Genomic DNA, 17,903 nt, shown 5'->3' on the forward strand with positions numbered 1-17,903 from the left:
AGCTGGAGGCGTACTTGCGCGCGTACGCGTGAGGCTTCGATGGGGGAGGCGGCGCTGCCCGCGCGTCGGCGGACGGAGCCTCCGCGGGTCTATCCGGCGGACGCGGACGCCGCCCCGCGCGGCTGTGCGGCCAGTTCCATGACCTCGTCCAGCACATCCCGGGAGCGCAGCAGATCCGCGATGAGCCGGTCGATCCGGCGGCGCTCCTCCGCGAGTTCGGCGACCAGCCGTTCCGTCGCCCGCGCCGAAGGACCGCCGTCCGCGTCCCGCATGCAGGGCAACAGGGCGGCGATCTTGGCGCTGTTGAGGCCCGCGGCGTACAGGGCCTGGATGCGGATGACCCGGTCGACCGCCCACTCGCCGAACTCGCGGTGGCCGCCGGGAGTCCGCTCGGCGGTCAGCAGGCCCTGCTTCTCGTAGTAACGCAACGAGCGTTCACTCACGCCCGTACGGTGGGCAAGCTCTCCGACCCGCATGTTTCCCCCTGTCCGCGACGGGATCGCCCCGTGCCTCTTGAACCTGACACCGGTGTCAACTTCTACCGTACGGGCATGACGCAGACAGCGCAGACTTCGCAGACAACAGTGACCTCCGCCCTCTTCACCCCCGCCCGCCTCGGCCCGCTGGACCTGCCGAACCGCCTGGTCATGGCACCGCTCACGCGCAACCGGGCCGGTGCCGACGGTGTTCCGGGGGAGCTGATGGCCACGCAGTACGCCCAGCGCGCCTCGGCCGGGCTGATCATCGCCGAGGGCACCACACCGAACGCCGTGGGACAGACCTACCCCAACATCCCCGGGATCCACAGCGCCGCACAGATCGCGGGCTGGAGGAGGGTCACCGACGCGGTACGTGCCGCAGGCGGCAGGATGTTCCTCCAACTCCAGCACGGGGGACGGGTGGGCCACCCAGACAACAGCGGGCTCACGCCGGTGGCCCCGTCGCCGACAGCGCTGCCCGAGACGATCCACACCCCCACCGGACGCAGGCCCGCCGTGGTGCCCCGCGCCATGACCGTCGCGGACATCCACGCCACCGTCGCCGACTTCGCCCAGGCGGCCCGCAACGCGGTGGACGCGGGCTTCGCCGGGGTCGAGGTGCACGCCGCCAACGGAATGCTCCTGCACCAGTTCATGGCCGAGAACACCAACCGGCGGGATGACGCCTACGGCGGTTCGGTGTCCCGCCGCGTCCGCTTCGCGGTCGAGGTGACGCGGGCCGTGGCCGACGCGATCGGAGCGGACCGTACGGGGCTGCGGATCTCACCGGCGAACACGGTCAACGGGATCGAGGAGGGCGACACCGAAGCGGTCTACACCGAGCTCATGGCCGCCCTGGCGGACCTCGACCTCGCCTATCTCCACCTGGAGTCGGCCGACCCGGAGCAGCCGGTCTTCGCCCTCGTCCGCGGCACCTGGCGAGGCACGCTGATGGCCAACCCGAACCTCGGCTGGCCCGCCCCCCTGCCCGCCGACGGCGGACGGAACGCGGCCGAGCGCCTGTTGGCGGCGGGCGCCGACGTGATCGCGCTGGGCCGCGCCTTCCTCGCCAACCCCGACCTGGTCGAGCGCCTGCGCAGCGGCGCGCCCCTGAACGAGGTGCGGGACAAGTACACGATGTACGTGGGCGGGCCGACCGGTTACACCGATTACCCCACCTGGGGCGAGACGGTTGGCTCGGTCCTCGGGTCGGAGCGGGCGGCTTGACGGGCTGTCGGTCAGGCGCCCATCCCATTCAACGGCCGGTCGAGCCGTCGATCAGTTCACGCAGGATGTCCGCGTGGCCCGCGTGGCGGCCGGTCTCCTCGATCATATGGGTCAGCGCCCATCGAAGGCTGGGGCCCGGGCGCCCCGGCACCGATCGGGGGACCGGCGCGCCGGGGTCGGCGCACCCGTCGAGAACGTCGTTCGCGCGCTCGACCGTCTCCCGGTAGCGGGTCACGACGTCCGCCGCACTCTCCGCCGGGGGCGCCCGGAACGTCGACGGCCAGTCGGTGATGTCCTCCCCGAGGAACATCGAGCGCTCGACGTACGTCAGATGGTTGAGCAGACCGAGCAGGTTGGTGCCCGACGGCACCGCTGCTGTCCGCACCTGCGGCTCGGGTGCCCCGTCGGCCTTCGCGGCGACCGACGTCCGCAGATAGTCGAGGAAGCCGCGCAGGACCTCGATCTCACCGCTCCCGGTCCGGGGCGGAGGGGTGTCCCGATGGTGGCCGCGGCGTGGTGTGCCGGCCATGGTGGTCTCCTTTGCGTCGCCGGACCGTGACGTGTCGGCGGAATGTGGTGCCGGGATGTGGTGCCGGATCTTCGCGTCACGCGGTGCGGCGGATGAGCAGGACGTGGTCGGTGACCTCGGCAGTGCGCCCGCCCGGGCCGGTGGCGATCCGGCGGGCCGCGTCGGCCCGCTCGACCGTCCATGTGTGCGGGGCCAGTTCGACCTCTGCGGCGACTTCCCGCGGACTCGGGTACCGCGTCTGGGGGTCCTGGTTCCACGACCACGGCGCGGCAGAGCCGTGGTCGACCACCAGCAGCCGTCCGCCGGGGCGTACCGCGTGTGCGGCCGAGCGCAGGACGGCCGCCCGGTCCAGGACGTGGGGAGTATGCAGGTAGTGGGCGGAGACGAGGTCGAACGCGCCGGGCGGGAACGACGTGTGCAGGTCGTACCGTACGGCTGTGAGGCGGTCGCCGAGACCGTGTGCGTCGGCGAGGTCGCTGAGCCGCTCGACCGCCACGGCCGAGATGTCCGTGGCGGTGACCCGCCACCCCTGGGCGGCGAGCCACAGGGCGTCGCCGCCTTCGCCGCAGCCGAGATCCAGGGCGTCCCCGGGCACCAGCCCCGTCGCCGTCTCGGTGAGGCGGACATTGGGGCGCGGATGGCTCGCCGCCGGGCGGCCCGCGTACACGCCGTCCCAGAACGCGAGCGCGTCATCGGTGTTCATCAAGACTCCTCAAGCGTCGGTAGGCGCTCAGTGTCGGCAGGGGAGGGGCGACCTGGCACGGAATCTTGCCGTAATGGCAAGGTGGGGCCATGGACGCAAGGACGGACGAGGACGTACTCGACGCGGTGGGGCCGCGGCTGCGTGTGCTGCGCCGAGCCCGCGGCATCACCCTCGCCGACCTCGCGGCGAGGACCGGCGTCTCGGAGAGCACCCTGTCCCGGCTGGAGAGCGGACAGCGCCGGCCGACCCTGGAGCTGCTGCTCCCGCTCGCCAGGATCTACGGCGTCCCGCTGGACGACCTGGTCGGAGCCCCGCGCACCGGCGACCCCCGGATCCACCTCAAGCCGGTCAGCCGGTTCGGGATGACCTTCGTGCCCCTGTCCCGGCGGCCCGGCGGGGTCCACGCCTTCAAGATGATCATCCCCGCCCGGCCGCAGCCGCTGGAACCGGCTCCGCAGACCCATGAGGGCTTCGAATGGCTCTACGTACTCAGCGGACGTCTGCGGCTCGTGACGGGGGAGCGCGATCTGACGCTGCCGCCCGGTGAGGCGGCCGAGTTCGACACGTCGTCGCCCCACTGGCTGGGCAGCGCCGACGGTGGCGCGGTCGAACTGCTCATCCTGTTCGGCCCGCAGGGGCTGCGGGCACACGTACGTACCGACCCCGATCCGCCGCCCCGGCCCGGGGCGCGGTCAGCGCCGGGCCAGCGCGGCGTTCGCCCTCGTCAGCAGCGGGATGAGGACGTAGGCGGCGACGGGGACGACTATCACGGTGAGTATCAACGTCCGCAGCAGGAGCGGCAGATGGGCCGTGGCCGGGCCGATCAGGGCGAGGACGAGGGTGATGGTCGGGTAGACGGCCAGCCAGGTGATCACGGCGCGGCGGTGGATGGACGGAGCGGCGGCGGGCTGGCGCGCGGACATGAATCCTCCTGGTCGGGGCCGGAGAGTTGATCTCCAACCATCAGGTGGGAGTCTGGTATGTGCCCGGCTCTCCTGTCCAACCATTCGGTGGGCGCCGGTTGGCGTCCGGTTGGTGGCTGGTTGGTGGCCGGTCGGGGCCGTGGCACGGCCGGGAACACGGTAAGAACCGGACAACGAACGGCCCCCGCAGGAGTCTGTGCCGCCGCGCGTGCGCAGGGCGGTATCGAGGACGCGTCAGCCATTCCGGGCGACGGCCCGGCCATGTTCCGGGGTGTGCGTGGCCCACCGCCGTCGACCATGAGCACCGTGGGTGTACGAGCAGGAGTCTCCCGGGAGGGCAGCTCATGGCGTACACGTACTTCGACACCGCAGGTCTACCGCAGGAAGAGCAGTTCACCTGGTGGCGCGAGGCCGTCGGCCGGGGCGTGGCACCGGTGCACATCACCAGCGACGCCGACCGCTTCGAAGGGAGTATCGGCGCCCTGCCCCTGGGGCGCCTGCACCTCACCACGATGCGTTTCCCCGAACTGTGCTCCGAGCGGACGTCCGCACTCGTGCGCCAGGGCGATCCGGAGAGCTACGAACTCGCGCTCATCCTCGGCGGGTCCATGGCCGTCTCCCAAGGGCGCAGCCAGGCCCGGCTCGGTCCGGGCGACTTCGCGATGTGGTCGTCCTCGTCCCCGTACCGGGGTGTGGCAGGCTGCGAACCGGGGGACGGGGGCTCGCGGGCGATCGTGCTGAACCTGCCGAGAGCGCTGATTCCCGTGCCCGAGTCCAGGCTCCGCGGTGTGCTCGCGCACACGTTGTCCGCCGGGAACGGTATGGGCCGCATACTCGCCCACTACCTGGTCGCCGTGGCGGGAGAGGCCCGGGAGCTGACCGAGCAGGACTGTGCCCGGCTCGGGGTGACCAGCCTGGACCTGGCCGCCGGATTCCTGGCGGAACGGGCCGACGCGGCGGCGCGCCTGCCGACGGAGACCCGCCGCCGGCTCCTCCTGGCCCGTATCGACCTCTTCCTTCAGGACAACCTGGCCGATCCCCGACTCGATCCGGCAGCCGTCGCCGCCCACCACCACATCTCGCTACGGCAGTTGCACCACCTCTTCCGCGACCACCACGAGACGGTGGCCGCCTCGATCCGCCGTCGACGGCTGGAGGGATGCCACACCGACCTGGCCGACCCGGCTCTGCGGCACATGTCCGTGCGTGACATCGCCCTGCGGTGGGGGTTGGGCGGCCCCGAGAGTTTCAGCCGGGCCTTCCGCGCCACCTACGGTGTGCCGCCGGGCGAGCACCGGCGTGCCGCCCTCGGGCCGGGGCCGCTCTGAACGCCGCGCCGGCCGTGCGCCGCGCGGCGGCCCGGCACCGAGTCCGGCCGCGCCGATCACGATTCGTACAACTGCCGCGTCGGCCGCTATGGTTCCAGGTCACGACCGCACCCCGTTCGATCCATGGGCCGGTCAGGGCTCTGCCGCGGACGGTGGCACCTCCACGTCCGCGGTGCCGGTCTCTGCCTGCTCGGGCTCTGGAACACGGGGGCGATCACGGCGGGGTCAGCCGGGCCCCGGCCGACGGGTCAGGAGGAACGAGTGGCACAGATCATCGCCGAGGTCTCAAGGACGTTCAACGAGTTCCTGCTTTTGCCGAACCGGACTCGGACCGACACCTCGGCCGCGACCGTCGAGCTGCGCGCGCCGCTGGTGCGGCACATCGCAGGCGAGGCACCGGCGATCGAGCTGCTCTCGCCGTTCACCTCCGCGATCATGCAGGCCGTCAGCACACCCGAGCTCGCGATCGCCCTCGCGCGCAACGGCGGTCTCAGCTTCCTGCATCACAACCAGCCGATCGAGGACCAGGCCGCGGCGGTCCGCCAGGTGAAGAACTTCAAGGCCGGTTTCGTCACCAGCGACACCAACGTCCGGCCCGACGACAGCCTGGGCCGTCTGGTCGACGTCATGCGCCGCACCGGCCACAGCACCGCCGCGGTCACCCACGACGGGACCGCCACCGGCCGCCTGCTCGGACTGGTGACCTCCCGGGACTTCCACCCCCAGCGCCACGACCTGGACGGCCCCGTCAGCGGCCGGATGACCGCGGTCGCCGACCTCGCCCACGCCGGGCCCGACCTCACGCTCTCCGAGGCCAACGCGCGGCTGTGGGACGAACGGCTGGACTGCCTCCCGGTGCTGGACACCGAGGGGCGTCTGCAGTATCTGGTGTTCCGCTCCGACTACGCGGACAACAAGCGTTTCCCGAACCAGCTCGTGGACGCGGCCAAGCGGCTGCGCGTGGGCGCGGGCATCAACACGCACGACTACCAGGAGCGCGTCCCGGCCCTGCTTGAGGCGGGTGCGGACGTGCTGTGCTTCGACTCCTCCGACGGCTACAGCGACTGGCAGGCGCAGGCTCTGACCTGGGTGAAGAAGCACTACCCGGAGATCCCGGTCGGCGGCGGGAACGTGGTCGACGGCGAGGCGTTCACCTTCCTCGCCGAGGCGGGCGCGGACTTCGTCAAGGTCGGTGTGGGCGGTGGCTCCATCTGCATCACCCGCGACCAGAAGGGCATCGGCCGCGGTCAGGCCAGCGCGGTCCTGGACGTCGCCGCGGCCCGGGACGCGTTTCTTGAGCGCACCGGTGAGTACGTACCGGTCTGCTCCGACGGCGGGCTGGTGCACGACTACCACGTGGCCCTGGCGCTGGCGATGGGAGCCGACTTCGTCATGATGGGGCGGTACTTCGCGCGCTTCGACCAGGCGGCCGGCGCGAAGCTGCCCACCCGCGACGGCTTCGTGAAGGAGTACTGGGGCGAGGGCTCCAACCGGGCCCGCAACTGGCAGCGTTATGGCCAGGGAGGCGGCCAGGGGCTGGTCTTCGAGGAGGGCGTGGACGGATACGTACCGTACGCCGGCGACCTCGACGAAGGGCTCGCCCTGACCGTTGCCAAGCTCAGAACGACGATGGTCTCGTGCGGCTCCAGGACCCTGCCGGAGTTCCGGTCCACGGCCCGGCTGACCCTCGTCTCGGACCAGAGCTTCCAGGAGAGCCACGCCAACGTCACCCTGCGGGACACTCCGGTGGCCGTCTCCTGACGCACGCCGACACGAGCCGTCGGACGGCAGGGCCGTCGGTTGCGACGCACACGACGACCTGGCCGTCCGGCTTGGTGCCATGCCGCCGGGGCCGGTGCCGACACCGCCGAGTTGTTCGGCAGCAGCGGCGGCGCGGTGACCGGGCTCGCGCCGGTCACCCGGCAGCCCGGACAAATCCGCACGCTGGTCGCCCACGAGCCGCCGCTCCTTGAGCTGCTGCCCGATGCCGCCGCACAGCGTGCCGCGACCGACGACATCATCGCGACCTTCCACCGGGAGAGGGCGGGCGGAGTCCGCGCAACTCGGGTGCAGCGGTGGCGAGTCGGCGGGTGAGTCAGAACCAGTGCAGGCAGTGCGGGGCGCGTTCGGCGCGGAACAGGGCGTCGGCGAGGGCGGCGGCGCCCGGGTGGTGGGCGCGGATGTGTCCGGCTCGTACGAGCGTGCTCGGGGCGGTGCCGCCGAGGTAGACCGAGCCCAGATCGCTGACGTCCAGCGACAGGTCGGGCTCCCGGTCCGTCGGGACGCACTCGGCCTTGCCGTCCCGGACGGTCAGCAGATAGCGGCCGTGCTCGCCGAGGAAGGAGTCGTCGACGTCGAGGACGAGCTCGCCGTCGGTGAGGTAGCCGCGCGCGCTCAGCGCCTGCGGGACGTCCAGCAGCCGCACCCACAGCCAGTCGGTGTCGTCGCTCACCCGGCCCGCGCGGAAGTCCGCCAACTGCCAGCGCAGCGGGTGCTCGGGCGGGAAGTGCTTGAACACGACCTCACCGACCAGGTCGTGGCCGAGGAGGAACCGGGCCAGGGCCGTGAAGACCGCGTCGTCGGTGGCGATGGTCTCGTCGACCGTCAGGGTGTCGGGTTCGGCGAGTGTGTAGCTGGCGTACCCGTCCGGTACGCCCTCGGCGTCCCGGTGCACGGCCACGTAGCGCCGTGCCGAAGAGACCGGAGGCTGCCCCGCGCCCAGGGCCCACCAGCGGTGCGGTCGTGACAGCGCGCCGGGCTGTGTGCGCCGGTACCGGTCGTAGACCGCTTCCAGGATCTCGCCGCAGTCGGCCCGCCTCAGCAGCTCTACCGAGCCCGTGTCCGAGCCCGTGCCCGAGCCGGTGCCCGTCCCGGCCGCCGGGGCGCCGGTCGTCGCCTGCGCCCGGGGCAGGGCGAGCGCGGCCTTGTGGCGGGGCACGGTCAGCCGCCGCGTGTAGGTCGCCGGACCGTAGCCGAACCTGCGGTAGATCACGGCTTCGGAGGCCAGCAGCACCGAGAGGGCTTCCCCCTGGGCCCGCAGGTCCGTGAGCTGATGCCGCATCATCGCGCTGAGCACACCCCGGCGTCGGTGCGAGGGCAGGACGCCGACCGCGGTCACCCCGGCGGCCGGGACGAGGTTCTCGCCGGGGAGAGTGAGCTCGAAGGAGTACGCACCGGCGGTTCCGACCCGCTGCCCCTCCGGCGTCACCGCGAACAGACCCCGGTCCATTTCGAGCGCCGACCACCAGGCGCCGCCGCCTTCGGCCGGGGGTTCCGGGAAGCGCGCGAACGCGGCGAAGAGGGTATCGACGAAGACGTCGAAGTCCTGGTCGGTGGTGGAACGTATCTCCATCGCTGCCGCGCCTCTCCGGGATGCCGACACCGCGCCGCGCGGTGTCCCGCCACAGTGCAACGCCGACTCCGGGGCCGGTCAAGCGAATTAGCCGTGCTGGACGGTCCCGGACCAGGGCTTCGGTGATGCTCGGTGCCCCGCTCGGCTGAGTGCGCAGGCGCAGGTAACTGCCCTGTCGGGGCCGGTGGGTGGGGCCGCTGGACGACGGCTCCGGCCACCGGCCCCGACCACGGTGGGGGAACGCCGAGTCGAACGGGTCGTCGAGGGTGACCTGGAGGGCGCGGGCGGCGTTGTGGTGGGTGTCCCGGCCGTCCGGCGGGGCTCGGCTCGTTCCCCTGTGCAAGGAGTTTCTCTGTGTCTTCGATGCTGAAGCTGTCCGCCACCGTTCTCGCCGCCGGTGCGGCGGTTGCCGGCGGTGCCTCGGTCGCCTCTGCGGATGCGGGCGCCCACGGTGCCGCCACGCACTCGCCCGGTGTGCTGTCGGGGAACATGGCGCAGGTCCCCGTGCACGTGCCCATCAACGTGTGCGGCAACTCCATCAATGTGATCGGGCTGCTCAACCCGGCGTTCGGGAACACCTGCGTCAACAACTGACCTGCCACCCTTGCGGCTGTTCTCCTCTCGCCCCGGCCCCAGCGGTGTCCGCCGGGGCGCGCTGCCGCTCTGCCGGCGACGAAGCGTCCGTATGTACGGAACGTGAGTGTCCGGCCCGATGTACGGACCCGATGTACGGAACGTGAGTGTGCCGGCCCGCTCGGATCTGCTGAGCGGGCCGGCGTTGTGCGCTCCGCAGCCCCACACCGCCGAGCACACACAGGACAAGCCGTCCGGGGCCGCCGCCGCGGCGTCCCAGAGGCTTCACCATTGCGGGTAACCCGTACTCCTTGGTGTAACCCGGCTGTTCCGTGGTTCCTGAGGCCGCTGGGGCTTTGTCCGCGTTGCCGCAGGTGGGCGGCCCTTCGCGACGGGCGGGCCCCGCCGGGACATGTTGGCGGCGGGCCGCCGCGGCCCTCCTGGCCACCTTCTCGGGACGTTTTCTGCGCCGAGTGTGCCGATTGCCCACTGAACTGCGATGTTCGGGGTACTCGCGGGCCATGAGAAGGGTCGGTTCCCCCGGCCCGCAGGAACGAGAGCGACGGGAGGTGACCGCCATGACGGGCACGCATCCGAGGGAAACCGGGTTCGACCACAGCCCGCGCCACTCCGGACAGGAGCCGGTGAGCGAGCTGGTGCACCGGGCTTCGCAGCAGTTGACGGAGCTGGTGCGCGGGGAAATGCGCCTGGCGCAGGCGGAGATGAAGGAGAAGGGCAAGCGCTACGGCAAGGGGGGCGGGCTCTTCGGCGGCGCCGGAGTGGTCGGCTTCCTGATGCTCCAGGCGCTGGTGGCCACCGCCATCGCGGCGCTGGCCGTCCCCCTGCCCGTGTGGGCTGCGGCGCTGATCGTGACCGCCGTACTGGCAGTGATCGCGGCCGTGCTCGCCCTGAGTGGAAAGAAGCAGGTCAGCCAGGCCGCACCGCCCGTTCCTGAGCAGGCGATCGAGAACGTGAAGGCCGACGTGGCCGAGATCAAGGAGAGCGCACAGCGATGACCCAGCGACCCCAGGACGAGTCCGCGGACGCAGGCCGCGAGGAACTGCGCGAGCACGTCGAACAGACCCGTGCCGACCTCGGCGAGACGGTCGAGGCGCTCGCTGCCAAGGCAGACGTCAAGGGCCGTGCGCAGGAGAAGGCGACCGCCGTCAAGGAACAGGCCGCGGCCAAGGCCGACGAGCTGAAGAGCAAGGCCGATGAACTGAAGACCAAGGCCGACGAGCTGAAGACCAAGGCCGTGGACATGGCCCATCAGGCGCAGGAGAAGGTGCCCGATCCGGTCAAGGACAAGGCCTCCCAGGCGGCCGAGCGGGCCCGCGCGACGGCCGCCCAGGCCGGCCGGCTCTGGCACGATACGGCCCCCGAACCCGTACAGCACAAGACCGCCCAGGGGGCGCGGATGGCCCGTGACAACCGCACCCTGCTGCTGGCAGCCGCCGGGGCGGCCGTGCTGGTGTGGCTGGCCTGCCGCCGGAAGGGGTGACCCCGATGAAGGCATCGAAAATCGTCTACAAGCCGGTGGGCCTGGCTCTCGGAGCCGTCAGCGGTCTGCTCGCGAGCGCCCTGTTCAAGCAGGCGTGGAAGGCCCTCGGGCACGACGAGGACGCCCCCGACGCCACCGACGAAGAGCGCACGTGGAGCGAAGTCGTGCTGGCCGCCGCGCTGCAGGGCGCGATCTTCGCCACGGTCAAGGCCGCCGTCGACCGCGGCGGAGCCACCGCGACCCGCCGTCTGACCGGCACCTGGCCGGGCTGACCGAGCGAACCAGGGGGTGCCGGTTCTAGGCAGACCGGCATCCCCTTCGGTATACCTGCGGACGGCTCGTCCCAAGTCTGCCGCACCGGGCCGGGGGGCGAGGGGATGCCTCACCCGAGTGGCCCACATCCGTACGCCGCCTCCCGAACCCGCCGTACGCCACGACAGGCCCCTCCACTGCCACCCGGCCCTGCGCCCACATGCGGTATCCGGTGACGCTCAACAGACTGGAGGGGGGAGCGGGCCGCCCGCTCCTCTCTCCAGAGGAGTGTCACCGTGGCCGACCGCGCTTCTTCCGCCCGACCCCCCGGCGAGATCCGGGTCGCGTCCGTGCCCGCGGGCCATGTGTACGTACGGCACTGCTCGGCGCCGGAAGGCGACGGCGTCAGGCGGCTGGCGGACCCCCGGCCCAACGGCGCGCCCAGCACGTCGGAGCGCTGGTGGCCGCCGGTCATGCTCGATCCGGACTGGGTGAGCGGCCACCACAAGGACTTCGACGTCTTCCATCTGCACTTCGGGTTCGACGCCCAGAGCCCCGCGCAGTTGTCCGCCCTCGTGGACGCGCTCCGGCGGCACGGCAAACCCCTCGTCTACACGGTGCACGACCTGCGCAACCCTCATCAGCCGGATCCCGCGATCCACGACGCGGCCCTGAACGTCATCGTTCCGGCCGCCGACCGGCTCATCACGCTCACCCCGGGCGCGGCCCGGATCATCCGTGGCCGGTGGAACCGGACGGCGACCGTCCTGCCGCACCCCCATGTGGTGGAGCTGCCGCGGCTGACCCGGCCCCGACCGGTCCGCGACCGGTTCCGGGTGGGGGTGCACGCCAAGAGCCTGCGGCCCAACATGTCCGTCCTGCCCGTCGTCCGCGTACTCGCCGACACCGTGGCCGAGCTCGCGGACGCGGAGCTCCAGGTGAACATCCACCGAGAGGTGGCGGACCCCGCCGCGCGGGCCCACGCGCCGCAACTGCTGGCGGAGCTGCGGGAGTTGGAGCGTCGCGGTCGTCTCACCCTCGCCATCCACGACTACTTCGACGACGAGCAGCTCTGGGACTACCTCGCGTCGCTCGACCTGTCCGTGCTGCCCTATCTGTTCGGCACGCACTCGGGGTGGCTGGAGGCGTGCCACGACCTGGGCACCGCGGTCGCGGCCCCGGACTGCGGGTTCTACGCGCAGCAGCGCCCCTGTCTGACGTACGGGCACACCCAGGAAGGCGGACTCGACGAGGACTCGCTGCGCAAGGCCGTGCTGCGGGCCTACGAGGAGAGGCCGGCGCCCCGGGCCACCGAGCGCCACCGTACGCGCGAACGCGTCGAACTCGCCGCCGCCCACCGGGCTCTCTACTCCCGTCTGCTCCGATGAGCACCTTGCGGGTGGCCCTCATCGCGTCGGCGCGTTTTCCCATCAAGGAGCCGTTCGCCGGCGGGCTCGAAGCGCACACCTGGGGGCTGGCGCATGCCCTGACCCGGCGCGGGCACCGGGTGGAACTCTTCGCGGCGCCCGGCTCCGACCCGGCGCTCGGGGCGCGCGAGCTGCCCGTGCGCCGGGCGGTGCTGAGCGCGGCGGCGCGCTCGGACGCCAGTATGCCGAGCACCACCTGGATGGAGGAGCACCACGCCTACCTGGGGCTCATGCTCGACCTGGCACGGGACGGCGAGCGGCGTTTCGACGTGGTGCACAACAACAGCCTGCACTATCTGCCGGTCGCGATGGCGTCGGCGCTGCGGGTCCCGGTGATCACCACACTGCACACGCCGCCCACCCCCTGGCTGGAGTCGGCCATCCAGACCCATGACGCGTGCCCCGTCGTGTTCACCGCCGTCAGCCGGTCAACGGCCTGCGCCTGGCGGCCGATGGTGCCCGAGGCGCTGGTCGTCCGCAACGGCATCGACACCGACTTCTGGACACCCGGCCCCGGTGGGACCGAACTGGCGTGGTCCGGGCGCATGGTGCCGGAGAAGGGCCCCCACCTGGCCATCCGGGCGGCCCGCGCGGCCGGGGTGCGGCTGCGGCTGGCGGGACCGGTCTCGGACGAGCGGTACTTCGAGGAAGAGGTCGCGCCCCTGCTCGACGACGGCGCCGCCGAGTACGTCGGCCACCTCGACCGCACGGATCTCGTCGAACTGCTGGGCACGTCGGCCGCCGCCCTGGTGACACCGGGCTGGGACGAACCGTACGGTCTGGTGGTCGCCGAGGCGCTGGCCTGCGGCACGCCCGTCTGCGGCTTCGACCGCGGCGCGCTGGCGGAGATCCTCACCCCGGACTGCGGTCTGCTGGCACCACCGGGGGACGTCGAGGCCCTGGCGGAGCTCATTCCGCGGGCGATGCGGCTCGACCGCCGTGCCGCCCGCGCCAGAGCCGAGCGGTTCTGCTCGCTTGAGCACACCGCCGACGCCTACACCACGCTGTACGAGGCGGTGACGCGGTGATCGGCTACTACGTCCACCACCAGGGCCGCGGCCACCTGCACCGGGCGCAGTGCGTCGCGGCCCGGGTGGCGGAGCCGGTCACCGTCCTGTCCTCGCTGCCCCGCCCCGGAACCTGGCGCGGGCCGTGGGTCTCGCTGCCGCCGGACACCACCGACGAGCCCGTCGACCACACGGCCCGAGGGCGACTGCACTGGGTACCGCTGCACCACCGCGGCCATCGCGAACGCATGGGGATCATCGCCGAGTGGATCAGGGCGGAGCACCCCGCGCTGTTCGTGAGCGACGTATCGGTGGAGGCCGCCACCCTGGCGCGGCTCATGGGAATCCCCGTCGTCGTCGCGGCCATGCGCGGCGACCGCCGGGACGAGGCCCACCGTCTGGGCTACGACCTCGCGGACGCCCTCCTCGCCCCCTGGCCCGGCTCCCTGCCCGAACCGGGCTGGCCCTCGCACTGGTACGCCAAGACCGTGCACACCGGAAGCATCTCCCGCTACGACCGCCGGCCCCGCCCGCCGGCCGACGGCGACCGGGCACGGGCCCGCGACGAGGTCGTCGTGATGCTCGGTGCCGGCGGCGCCGACGTCACCGCCGCGCACCTGCGGGAAGCGGCCCGGGCCACCCCCGGCTGGTCCTGGACCGTCCTCGGCGGCCCCGGGGCGCCCTGGATCGAGGACCCCTGGCCGGTGCTGTGCCGCGCGAGCGTCGTCGTCACCCACGCCGGGCAGAACGCCATCGCGGAGTGCGCCGCGGCGCGCGTGCCCGCCGTCGTCATCCCGCAGGACCGGCCGTACGGGGAACAGCACGCCACCGCCCGGGCGCTGCGCGCGGCGGATCTGGCGAGCGTGCGGGAGACCTGGCCGACCGCCGGGGAATGGCCGGCCCTGCTCGCCGAGGCGGTCGCCCGTCCCGGGCGCTGGGCCCACTGGTGTCCCGGCGACGGCGCCGAGCGGGCCGCACGCCTGCTCACCGAGCTGGCCGCCCGCTCGGGGAGGCAGGCCGCTTGCGTACCGCGGTGATCACCCTGGCCGCCGGCCGCCACACCCACCTGCTCCTCCAGCAGGACGGGCTCGCCCGGGGCACGCGCACCCCGGACCGGTATGTGATCGTCTCCATGGCCGATCCGGCAATCGCGCCGCTCACCGCGGACCGCGAGCCCGCGCCCGACGTGATCACCCTGCCGCTGGCGGACGGACGTCTGCCCCTGGCCGCGGCCCGTAACGCCGGGGCGGCGCGCGCCCTGGAAGACGGCGCGGACCTGCTGGTCTTCCTCGACGTGGACTGCGTACCCGGCCCCACGCTGCTGGCCGCCTACGCCGGCGCCGCCGAGGACGGAGCCCTGCTGTGCGGCACGGTCGCCTATCTGCCGCCCCCGCCACCGGAGGGCTACGACCTGGCCGTACTGGCCGACTTGGCGCCGCCCCATCCGGCGCGTCCGGCCCCCGCCGACGGGGAGCTCCGGCGCGGGGGAGACCCGCGGCTGTTCTGGTCGTTGTCGTTCGCCCTCACCGCCCGTACCTGGAAGCGGATCGGGGGCTTCTGCGAGTCCTACACCGGCTACGGGGGCGAGGACACGGACTTCGCCGCCGCGGCGGCCGGGCGCGGGGTGGACCTGTGGTGGGTGGGCGGCGCCCCCGCGTACCACCAGCACCACCCGACGCACGAGCCGCCTGTCCAGCACCTGGACGACATCCTCCGTAACGGGGCGCTCTACAAACGGCGTTGGGGAACGTGGCCCATGCTGGGCTGGCTGCGCGCGTTCGAGGCGCGGGGACTGGCCGTGTACGACCCCGGCGCCGACGCGTGGCACAAAAGGTGAGGAGCCACCGGCCCGGCCGTATACGGCGTGCGGCGCCGGACGCCGGGCACGGGGACCCGTATGCCCAGCGCCGGACCGACGGCATCCGACACGAGCGCGACCCCCGGCACGACCACCGGGTGCGGCCCGGCGCCCGGGAATCCGGCAGATGCCAGAGGACCCCCGCGGATGCGGGTGACAACCGCCGGTGGCCCGTTTGAGGCCGGCCGTCCACCGGTCATGGCTGAGGTGTCCTGACGACCGTCCCTGGGAGAGACCATGACGACAGAGCACCCCACCCCGGACTCCGGCACCGGCGGCCTGCCGGGCAGTCCGGGGCCCGTGTCGCCGCCGCTGGCCGAGCCGACCCGGCCCGCCGAGCCGCTGCCGCCCAAGGCCGACCAGCAGGGGCCGGAAACCGTGAGCGCGACGGGCCAGGCCACGGGGGCGGATCCGGCGCGCACGGCGCAGAGCGGTGCTTACCTCACGACGGCTCAGGGGACCCGGCTGTACGACAGCGACCACTCCCTGAAGGCCGGGCCGCGGGGTCCGGTCCTCATCCAGGACCACCATCTGCGGGAGAAGATCACCCACTTCGACCATGAGCGCATTCCGGAGCGGGTGGTCCACGCGCGCGGGGCCGCCGCGCACGGCGTCTTCCAGGGCTACGGCACCGCCACCGAGGTGTGCCGGGCGGCCTTCCTGGCGAAGGACGTGGAGACACCGGTGTTCGTCCGCTTCTCCACCGTCCTCGGGTCCCGGGGGTCGGCCGACACCGTACGGGACACCCGGGGGTTCGCGACGAAGTTCTACACCGACGAGGGCACCTTCGACCTCGTCGGCAACAACATCCCGGTGTTCTTCATCCAGGACGCGATCAAGTTCCCGGACGTCGTGCACGCCGCCAAACCCCACCCCGACCGCGAGATCCCGCAGGCCCAGAGCGCCCACGACACGTTCTGGGACTTCGTTTCCCTGCACACCGAGGCCACCCACCACGCGCTGTGGAACATGTCCGACCGCGGAATCCCGCGCTCCTACCGGATGATGGAGGGCTTCGGGGTCCACACCTTCCGCCTGGTCGACACCGGCGGCAAGAGCGTGCTGGTGAAGTTCCACTGGAAGCCGAAGCTGGGTGTGCACTCCCTGGTCTGGGAGGAGGCGCAGCTCATCAACGGGATGGACCCGGACTTCCACCGGCGTGACCTGTTCGACGCGATCGAGGCGGGTGCCTTCCCGCAGTGGGAGCTCGGCATCCAGGTCTTCCCCGACACCCCCGACCAGACCTTCGAGGGAATCGACCTGCTCGACCCCACCAAGATCGTTCCGGAGGAGCTCGCCCCGGTCCAGCCCATCGGTTTGATGACGCTGAACGCCAACACCAAGAACTTCTTCGCCGAGACCGAGCAGGTCGCCTTCCACCCCGGCCACCTGGTCCCGGGAATCGACGTCACCGACGACCCGCTGCTCGCCGGCCGGCTCTTCTCCTACCTCGACACGCAGATCAGCCGGCTCGGCGGTCCGAACTTCGCGCAGATCCCGATCAACCGGCCGCACGTACCCGTCAACGACATGCTCCGGGACGGCATGCACCAGACCGCCGTGCACACCGGGGTCGCACCGTACCGGCCCAACAGCCTGGACGGCGGCTGCCCCTTCCTCGCGGGACCCGACGCGGGCGCCTACGTGGAGACCCCGGTCCGTATCCCGGAGACGAGCAAGGTCCGCGAGGCACCCGCCTCCTTCGCCGACCACTTCACCCAGCCGCGGCTCTTCTGGCTCAGCATGAGCGCCCCGGAACGCGAGCACATCATCGCCGCCTACACCTTCGAACTGAACAAGTGCTTCGAACAGGCCGTCAAGGAACGCGCCTTGCAGGTGCTGGCCAACATCGACACGCAGTTGTGCGAGAAGGTCGCCGAGGGGCTCGGCCTGTCCGCGCCCGGGGCCACCGTTCCGCTCGCCGCCGCCACCGCGAGCCCGGCCCTGTCCCAGCTGGGAAAGACCTGGCCGACGGACGGGCGGGTGGTCGGTATCGTCGCCGATGCCACCGCCGACCTGGACAGCGTGCGCACCGTGCGGCAGGCCGTTCTGGCCGCGGGCATGGTCCCCCTCGTCATCGCGCCGGCCGGAGGCGTCCTGGGCGCCGGCGGTGAGCCCGTGGCCGTCCAGCGGACCTTCGCCACCGCCCGCTCGGTCGAGTACGACGCGCTCCTGTTCGCCGGAACGCCCCGGCCGGGCTCCGACGCCTACGGCGCACGGGACGCCAAGGCCGGCACTCCCGCGCCCCAGGGACCGGACCCGCGTGTGCTGTTGCTGCTCACCGAGGCGTACCGGCACGGCAAGGCGATCGGCGGCTGGAACGATGCCCGGGGCCTGTTCGAGGCCTCCGGCATCGGCACGGACGAGGCCGGGGTCGTGGTGAGTGACAACGGGCAGGCCGCCGTGGAGAAGATCGTCGAGGCGCTGGCCGAACACCGCGCCTGGGACAGGTTCCCGGCCGCTGTCTGAGCGCGCGACGGCGTGTGCCCGTACAGCCGCACAGGCGCGCGGGCACACGCCGCGTCCCCCCCCGCCCGTACCACCACGCGGGAACACGCCGATGCGCGTGCGCACCCTTCTTCGTACGACTCCTCGCAGCACCAGGCGGTACGCACAGGCATACATGCGCTCATCGGGGTACCTGATGCGTATTCCAGCCATGACAACCCGACGGCGGACCGAACGGGCCTGCGCGTGGTGCACGACGCCGGCGGCGCGCGGTCCGCCGGTGCGGCCCCGAGGCG

17 protein-coding genes and 1 pseudogene are annotated in these 17,903 nt (G+C 72.3%); 14 read left to right on the forward strand and 4 right to left on the reverse strand.

The features are described from left to right. Positions 1 to 89 precede the first annotated feature (89 nt). On the reverse strand, positions 90 to 476 hold the full coding sequence (locus ACJA3G_RS10875) for a MerR family transcriptional regulator (protein ID WP_406552711.1): 387 nt from the start codon (positions 474 to 476) through the stop codon (positions 90 to 92). 75 nt (positions 477 to 551) lie between these two features. Here ACJA3G_RS10875 and ACJA3G_RS10880 point away from each other — a divergent pair, with 75 nt between their 5' ends. After that, on the forward strand, positions 552 to 1,706 hold the full coding sequence (locus ACJA3G_RS10880) for an alkene reductase (protein WP_406552712.1): 1,155 nt from the start codon (positions 552 to 554) through the stop codon (positions 1,704 to 1,706). Between the two features lie 28 nt (positions 1,707 to 1,734). Here the strand turns inward: ACJA3G_RS10880 and ACJA3G_RS10885 are convergent, their stop codons facing one another. Both ACJA3G_RS10885 and ACJA3G_RS10890 read right to left on the reverse strand, forming a co-directional pair. Continuing rightward, positions 1,735 to 2,235 carry a DinB family protein gene (locus ACJA3G_RS10885; protein WP_406552713.1) on the reverse strand — a complete coding sequence of 167 codons (501 nt, stop codon included), beginning with the start codon at positions 2,233 to 2,235 and terminating at the stop codon, positions 1,735 to 1,737. Positions 2,236 to 2,311: 76 nt separating this feature from the next. After that, entirely contained in the window at positions 2,312 to 2,938 is a 627-nt protein-coding gene (locus tag ACJA3G_RS10890) for a class I SAM-dependent methyltransferase (protein ID WP_406552714.1), read from the reverse strand. Positions 2,939 to 3,027: 89 nt separating this feature from the next. Between ACJA3G_RS10890 and ACJA3G_RS10895 the strand changes: the two are divergent. The 4 genes and pseudogenes from ACJA3G_RS10895 to ACJA3G_RS10910 all read left to right on the forward strand — a co-directional run. After that, positions 3,028 to 3,612: pseudogene (locus ACJA3G_RS10895) on the forward strand (helix-turn-helix domain-containing protein); the annotation flags it as partial. Positions 3,613 to 4,205: 593 nt separating this feature from the next. Continuing rightward, positions 4,206 to 5,189, forward strand: coding sequence for a helix-turn-helix domain-containing protein (locus ACJA3G_RS10900; RefSeq protein WP_406552715.1), 984 nt, complete (start codon positions 4,206 to 4,208; stop codon positions 5,187 to 5,189). A 261-nt stretch (positions 5,190 to 5,450) separates the two neighbouring features. Continuing rightward, a complete protein-coding gene (locus ACJA3G_RS10905) occupies positions 5,451 to 6,950 on the forward strand; it encodes an IMP dehydrogenase (RefSeq protein WP_406552716.1) in 1,500 nt (499 codons plus the stop codon). A gap of 111 nt (positions 6,951 to 7,061) precedes the next feature. Then, on the forward strand, positions 7,062 to 7,283 hold the full coding sequence (locus ACJA3G_RS10910) for a hypothetical protein (RefSeq protein ID WP_406552717.1): 222 nt from the start codon (positions 7,062 to 7,064) through the stop codon (positions 7,281 to 7,283). A 1-nt stretch (position 7,284) separates the two neighbouring features. Here ACJA3G_RS10910 and ACJA3G_RS10915 read toward each other — a convergent pair whose 3' ends face one another. After that, positions 7,285 to 8,541, reverse strand: a complete 1,257-nt coding sequence (locus ACJA3G_RS10915; protein ID WP_406552718.1) for a GNAT family N-acetyltransferase — start codon at positions 8,539 to 8,541, stop codon at positions 7,285 to 7,287. Between the two features lie 363 nt (positions 8,542 to 8,904). On the opposite strand from ACJA3G_RS10915, the gene ACJA3G_RS10920 reads away from it, so the two are divergent. From ACJA3G_RS10920 to ACJA3G_RS10960, 9 genes are all read left to right on the forward strand, one after another. Further along, on the forward strand, positions 8,905 to 9,135 hold the full coding sequence (locus ACJA3G_RS10920; RefSeq protein WP_406552727.1) for a chaplin: 231 nt from the start codon (positions 8,905 to 8,907) through the stop codon (positions 9,133 to 9,135). A 557-nt stretch (positions 9,136 to 9,692) separates the two neighbouring features. Beyond that, positions 9,693 to 10,130, forward strand: coding sequence for a phage holin family protein (locus ACJA3G_RS10925; RefSeq protein ID WP_406552719.1), 438 nt, complete (start codon positions 9,693 to 9,695; stop codon positions 10,128 to 10,130). Continuing rightward, a complete protein-coding gene (locus ACJA3G_RS10930) occupies positions 10,127 to 10,615 on the forward strand; it encodes a DUF3618 domain-containing protein (RefSeq protein WP_406552720.1) in 489 nt (162 codons plus the stop codon). The genes ACJA3G_RS10925 and ACJA3G_RS10930 overlap by 4 nt, the downstream gene beginning before the upstream one ends. Positions 10,616 to 10,620: 5 nt before the next feature. Further along, entirely contained in the window at positions 10,621 to 10,887 is a 267-nt protein-coding gene (locus ACJA3G_RS10935; RefSeq protein ID WP_406552721.1) for a DUF4235 domain-containing protein, read from the forward strand. Between the two features lie 276 nt (positions 10,888 to 11,163). Next, positions 11,164 to 12,255, forward strand: coding sequence for a glycosyltransferase family 1 protein (locus tag ACJA3G_RS10940; RefSeq protein ID WP_406552722.1), 1,092 nt, complete (start codon positions 11,164 to 11,166; stop codon positions 12,253 to 12,255). Further along, on the forward strand, positions 12,252 to 13,322 hold the full coding sequence (locus tag ACJA3G_RS10945; protein WP_406552723.1) for a glycosyltransferase: 1,071 nt from the start codon (positions 12,252 to 12,254) through the stop codon (positions 13,320 to 13,322). Before ACJA3G_RS10940 ends, ACJA3G_RS10945 begins: the two co-directional genes overlap by 4 nt. Then, complete coding sequence (locus ACJA3G_RS10950) at positions 13,319 to 14,338, forward strand: glycosyltransferase (RefSeq protein ID WP_406552724.1); 1,020 nt, start codon at positions 13,319 to 13,321, stop codon at positions 14,336 to 14,338. Before ACJA3G_RS10945 ends, ACJA3G_RS10950 begins: the two co-directional genes overlap by 4 nt. Continuing rightward, positions 14,323 to 15,138 carry a glycosyltransferase family 2 protein gene (locus ACJA3G_RS10955; protein WP_406552725.1) on the forward strand — a complete coding sequence of 272 codons (816 nt, stop codon included), beginning with the start codon at positions 14,323 to 14,325 and terminating at the stop codon, positions 15,136 to 15,138. Before ACJA3G_RS10950 ends, ACJA3G_RS10955 begins: the two co-directional genes overlap by 16 nt. A gap of 258 nt (positions 15,139 to 15,396) precedes the next feature. Next, on the forward strand, positions 15,397 to 17,628 hold the full coding sequence (locus ACJA3G_RS10960) for a catalase (protein WP_406552726.1): 2,232 nt from the start codon (positions 15,397 to 15,399) through the stop codon (positions 17,626 to 17,628). Positions 17,629 to 17,903 lie beyond the last annotated feature (275 nt).

The sequence above is a fragment of the Streptomyces sp. YS-3 genome, assembly GCF_045257485.1.
In the GTDB taxonomy this organism is placed as follows: domain Bacteria; phylum Actinomycetota; class Actinomycetes; order Streptomycetales; family Streptomycetaceae; genus Streptomyces.

Bases quoted from the DNA above. Each gene is read 5' to 3' on its own strand.
- ACJA3G_RS10930 (WP_406552720.1), top strand. From the start codon at position 10,127: ATGACCCAGCGACCCCAGGACGAGTCCGCGGACGCAGGCCGCGAGGAA.
- ACJA3G_RS10890 (WP_406552714.1), bottom strand. From the start codon at position 2,938: ATGAACACCGATGACGCGCTCGCGTTCTGGGACGGCGTGTACGCGGGC.
- ACJA3G_RS10920 (WP_406552727.1), top strand. From the start codon at position 8,905: ATGCTGAAGCTGTCCGCCACCGTTCTCGCCGCCGGTGCGGCGGTTGCC.
- ACJA3G_RS10935 (WP_406552721.1), top strand. From the start codon at position 10,621: ATGAAGGCATCGAAAATCGTCTACAAGCCGGTGGGCCTGGCTCTCGGA.
- ACJA3G_RS10915 (WP_406552718.1), bottom strand. From the start codon at position 8,541: ATGGAGATACGTTCCACCACCGACCAGGACTTCGACGTCTTCGTCGAT.
- ACJA3G_RS10875 (WP_406552711.1), bottom strand. From the start codon at position 476: ATGCGGGTCGGAGAGCTTGCCCACCGTACGGGCGTGAGTGAACGCTCG.
- ACJA3G_RS10945 (WP_406552723.1), top strand. From the start codon at position 12,252: ATGAGCACCTTGCGGGTGGCCCTCATCGCGTCGGCGCGTTTTCCCATC.
- ACJA3G_RS10900 (WP_406552715.1), top strand. From the start codon at position 4,206: ATGGCGTACACGTACTTCGACACCGCAGGTCTACCGCAGGAAGAGCAG.
- ACJA3G_RS10925 (WP_406552719.1), top strand. From the start codon at position 9,693: ATGACGGGCACGCATCCGAGGGAAACCGGGTTCGACCACAGCCCGCGC.
- ACJA3G_RS10960 (WP_406552726.1), top strand. From the start codon at position 15,397: ATGACGACAGAGCACCCCACCCCGGACTCCGGCACCGGCGGCCTGCCG.
- ACJA3G_RS10885 (WP_406552713.1), bottom strand. From the start codon at position 2,235: ATGGCCGGCACACCACGCCGCGGCCACCATCGGGACACCCCTCCGCCC.
- ACJA3G_RS10880 (WP_406552712.1), top strand. From the start codon at position 552: ATGACGCAGACAGCGCAGACTTCGCAGACAACAGTGACCTCCGCCCTC.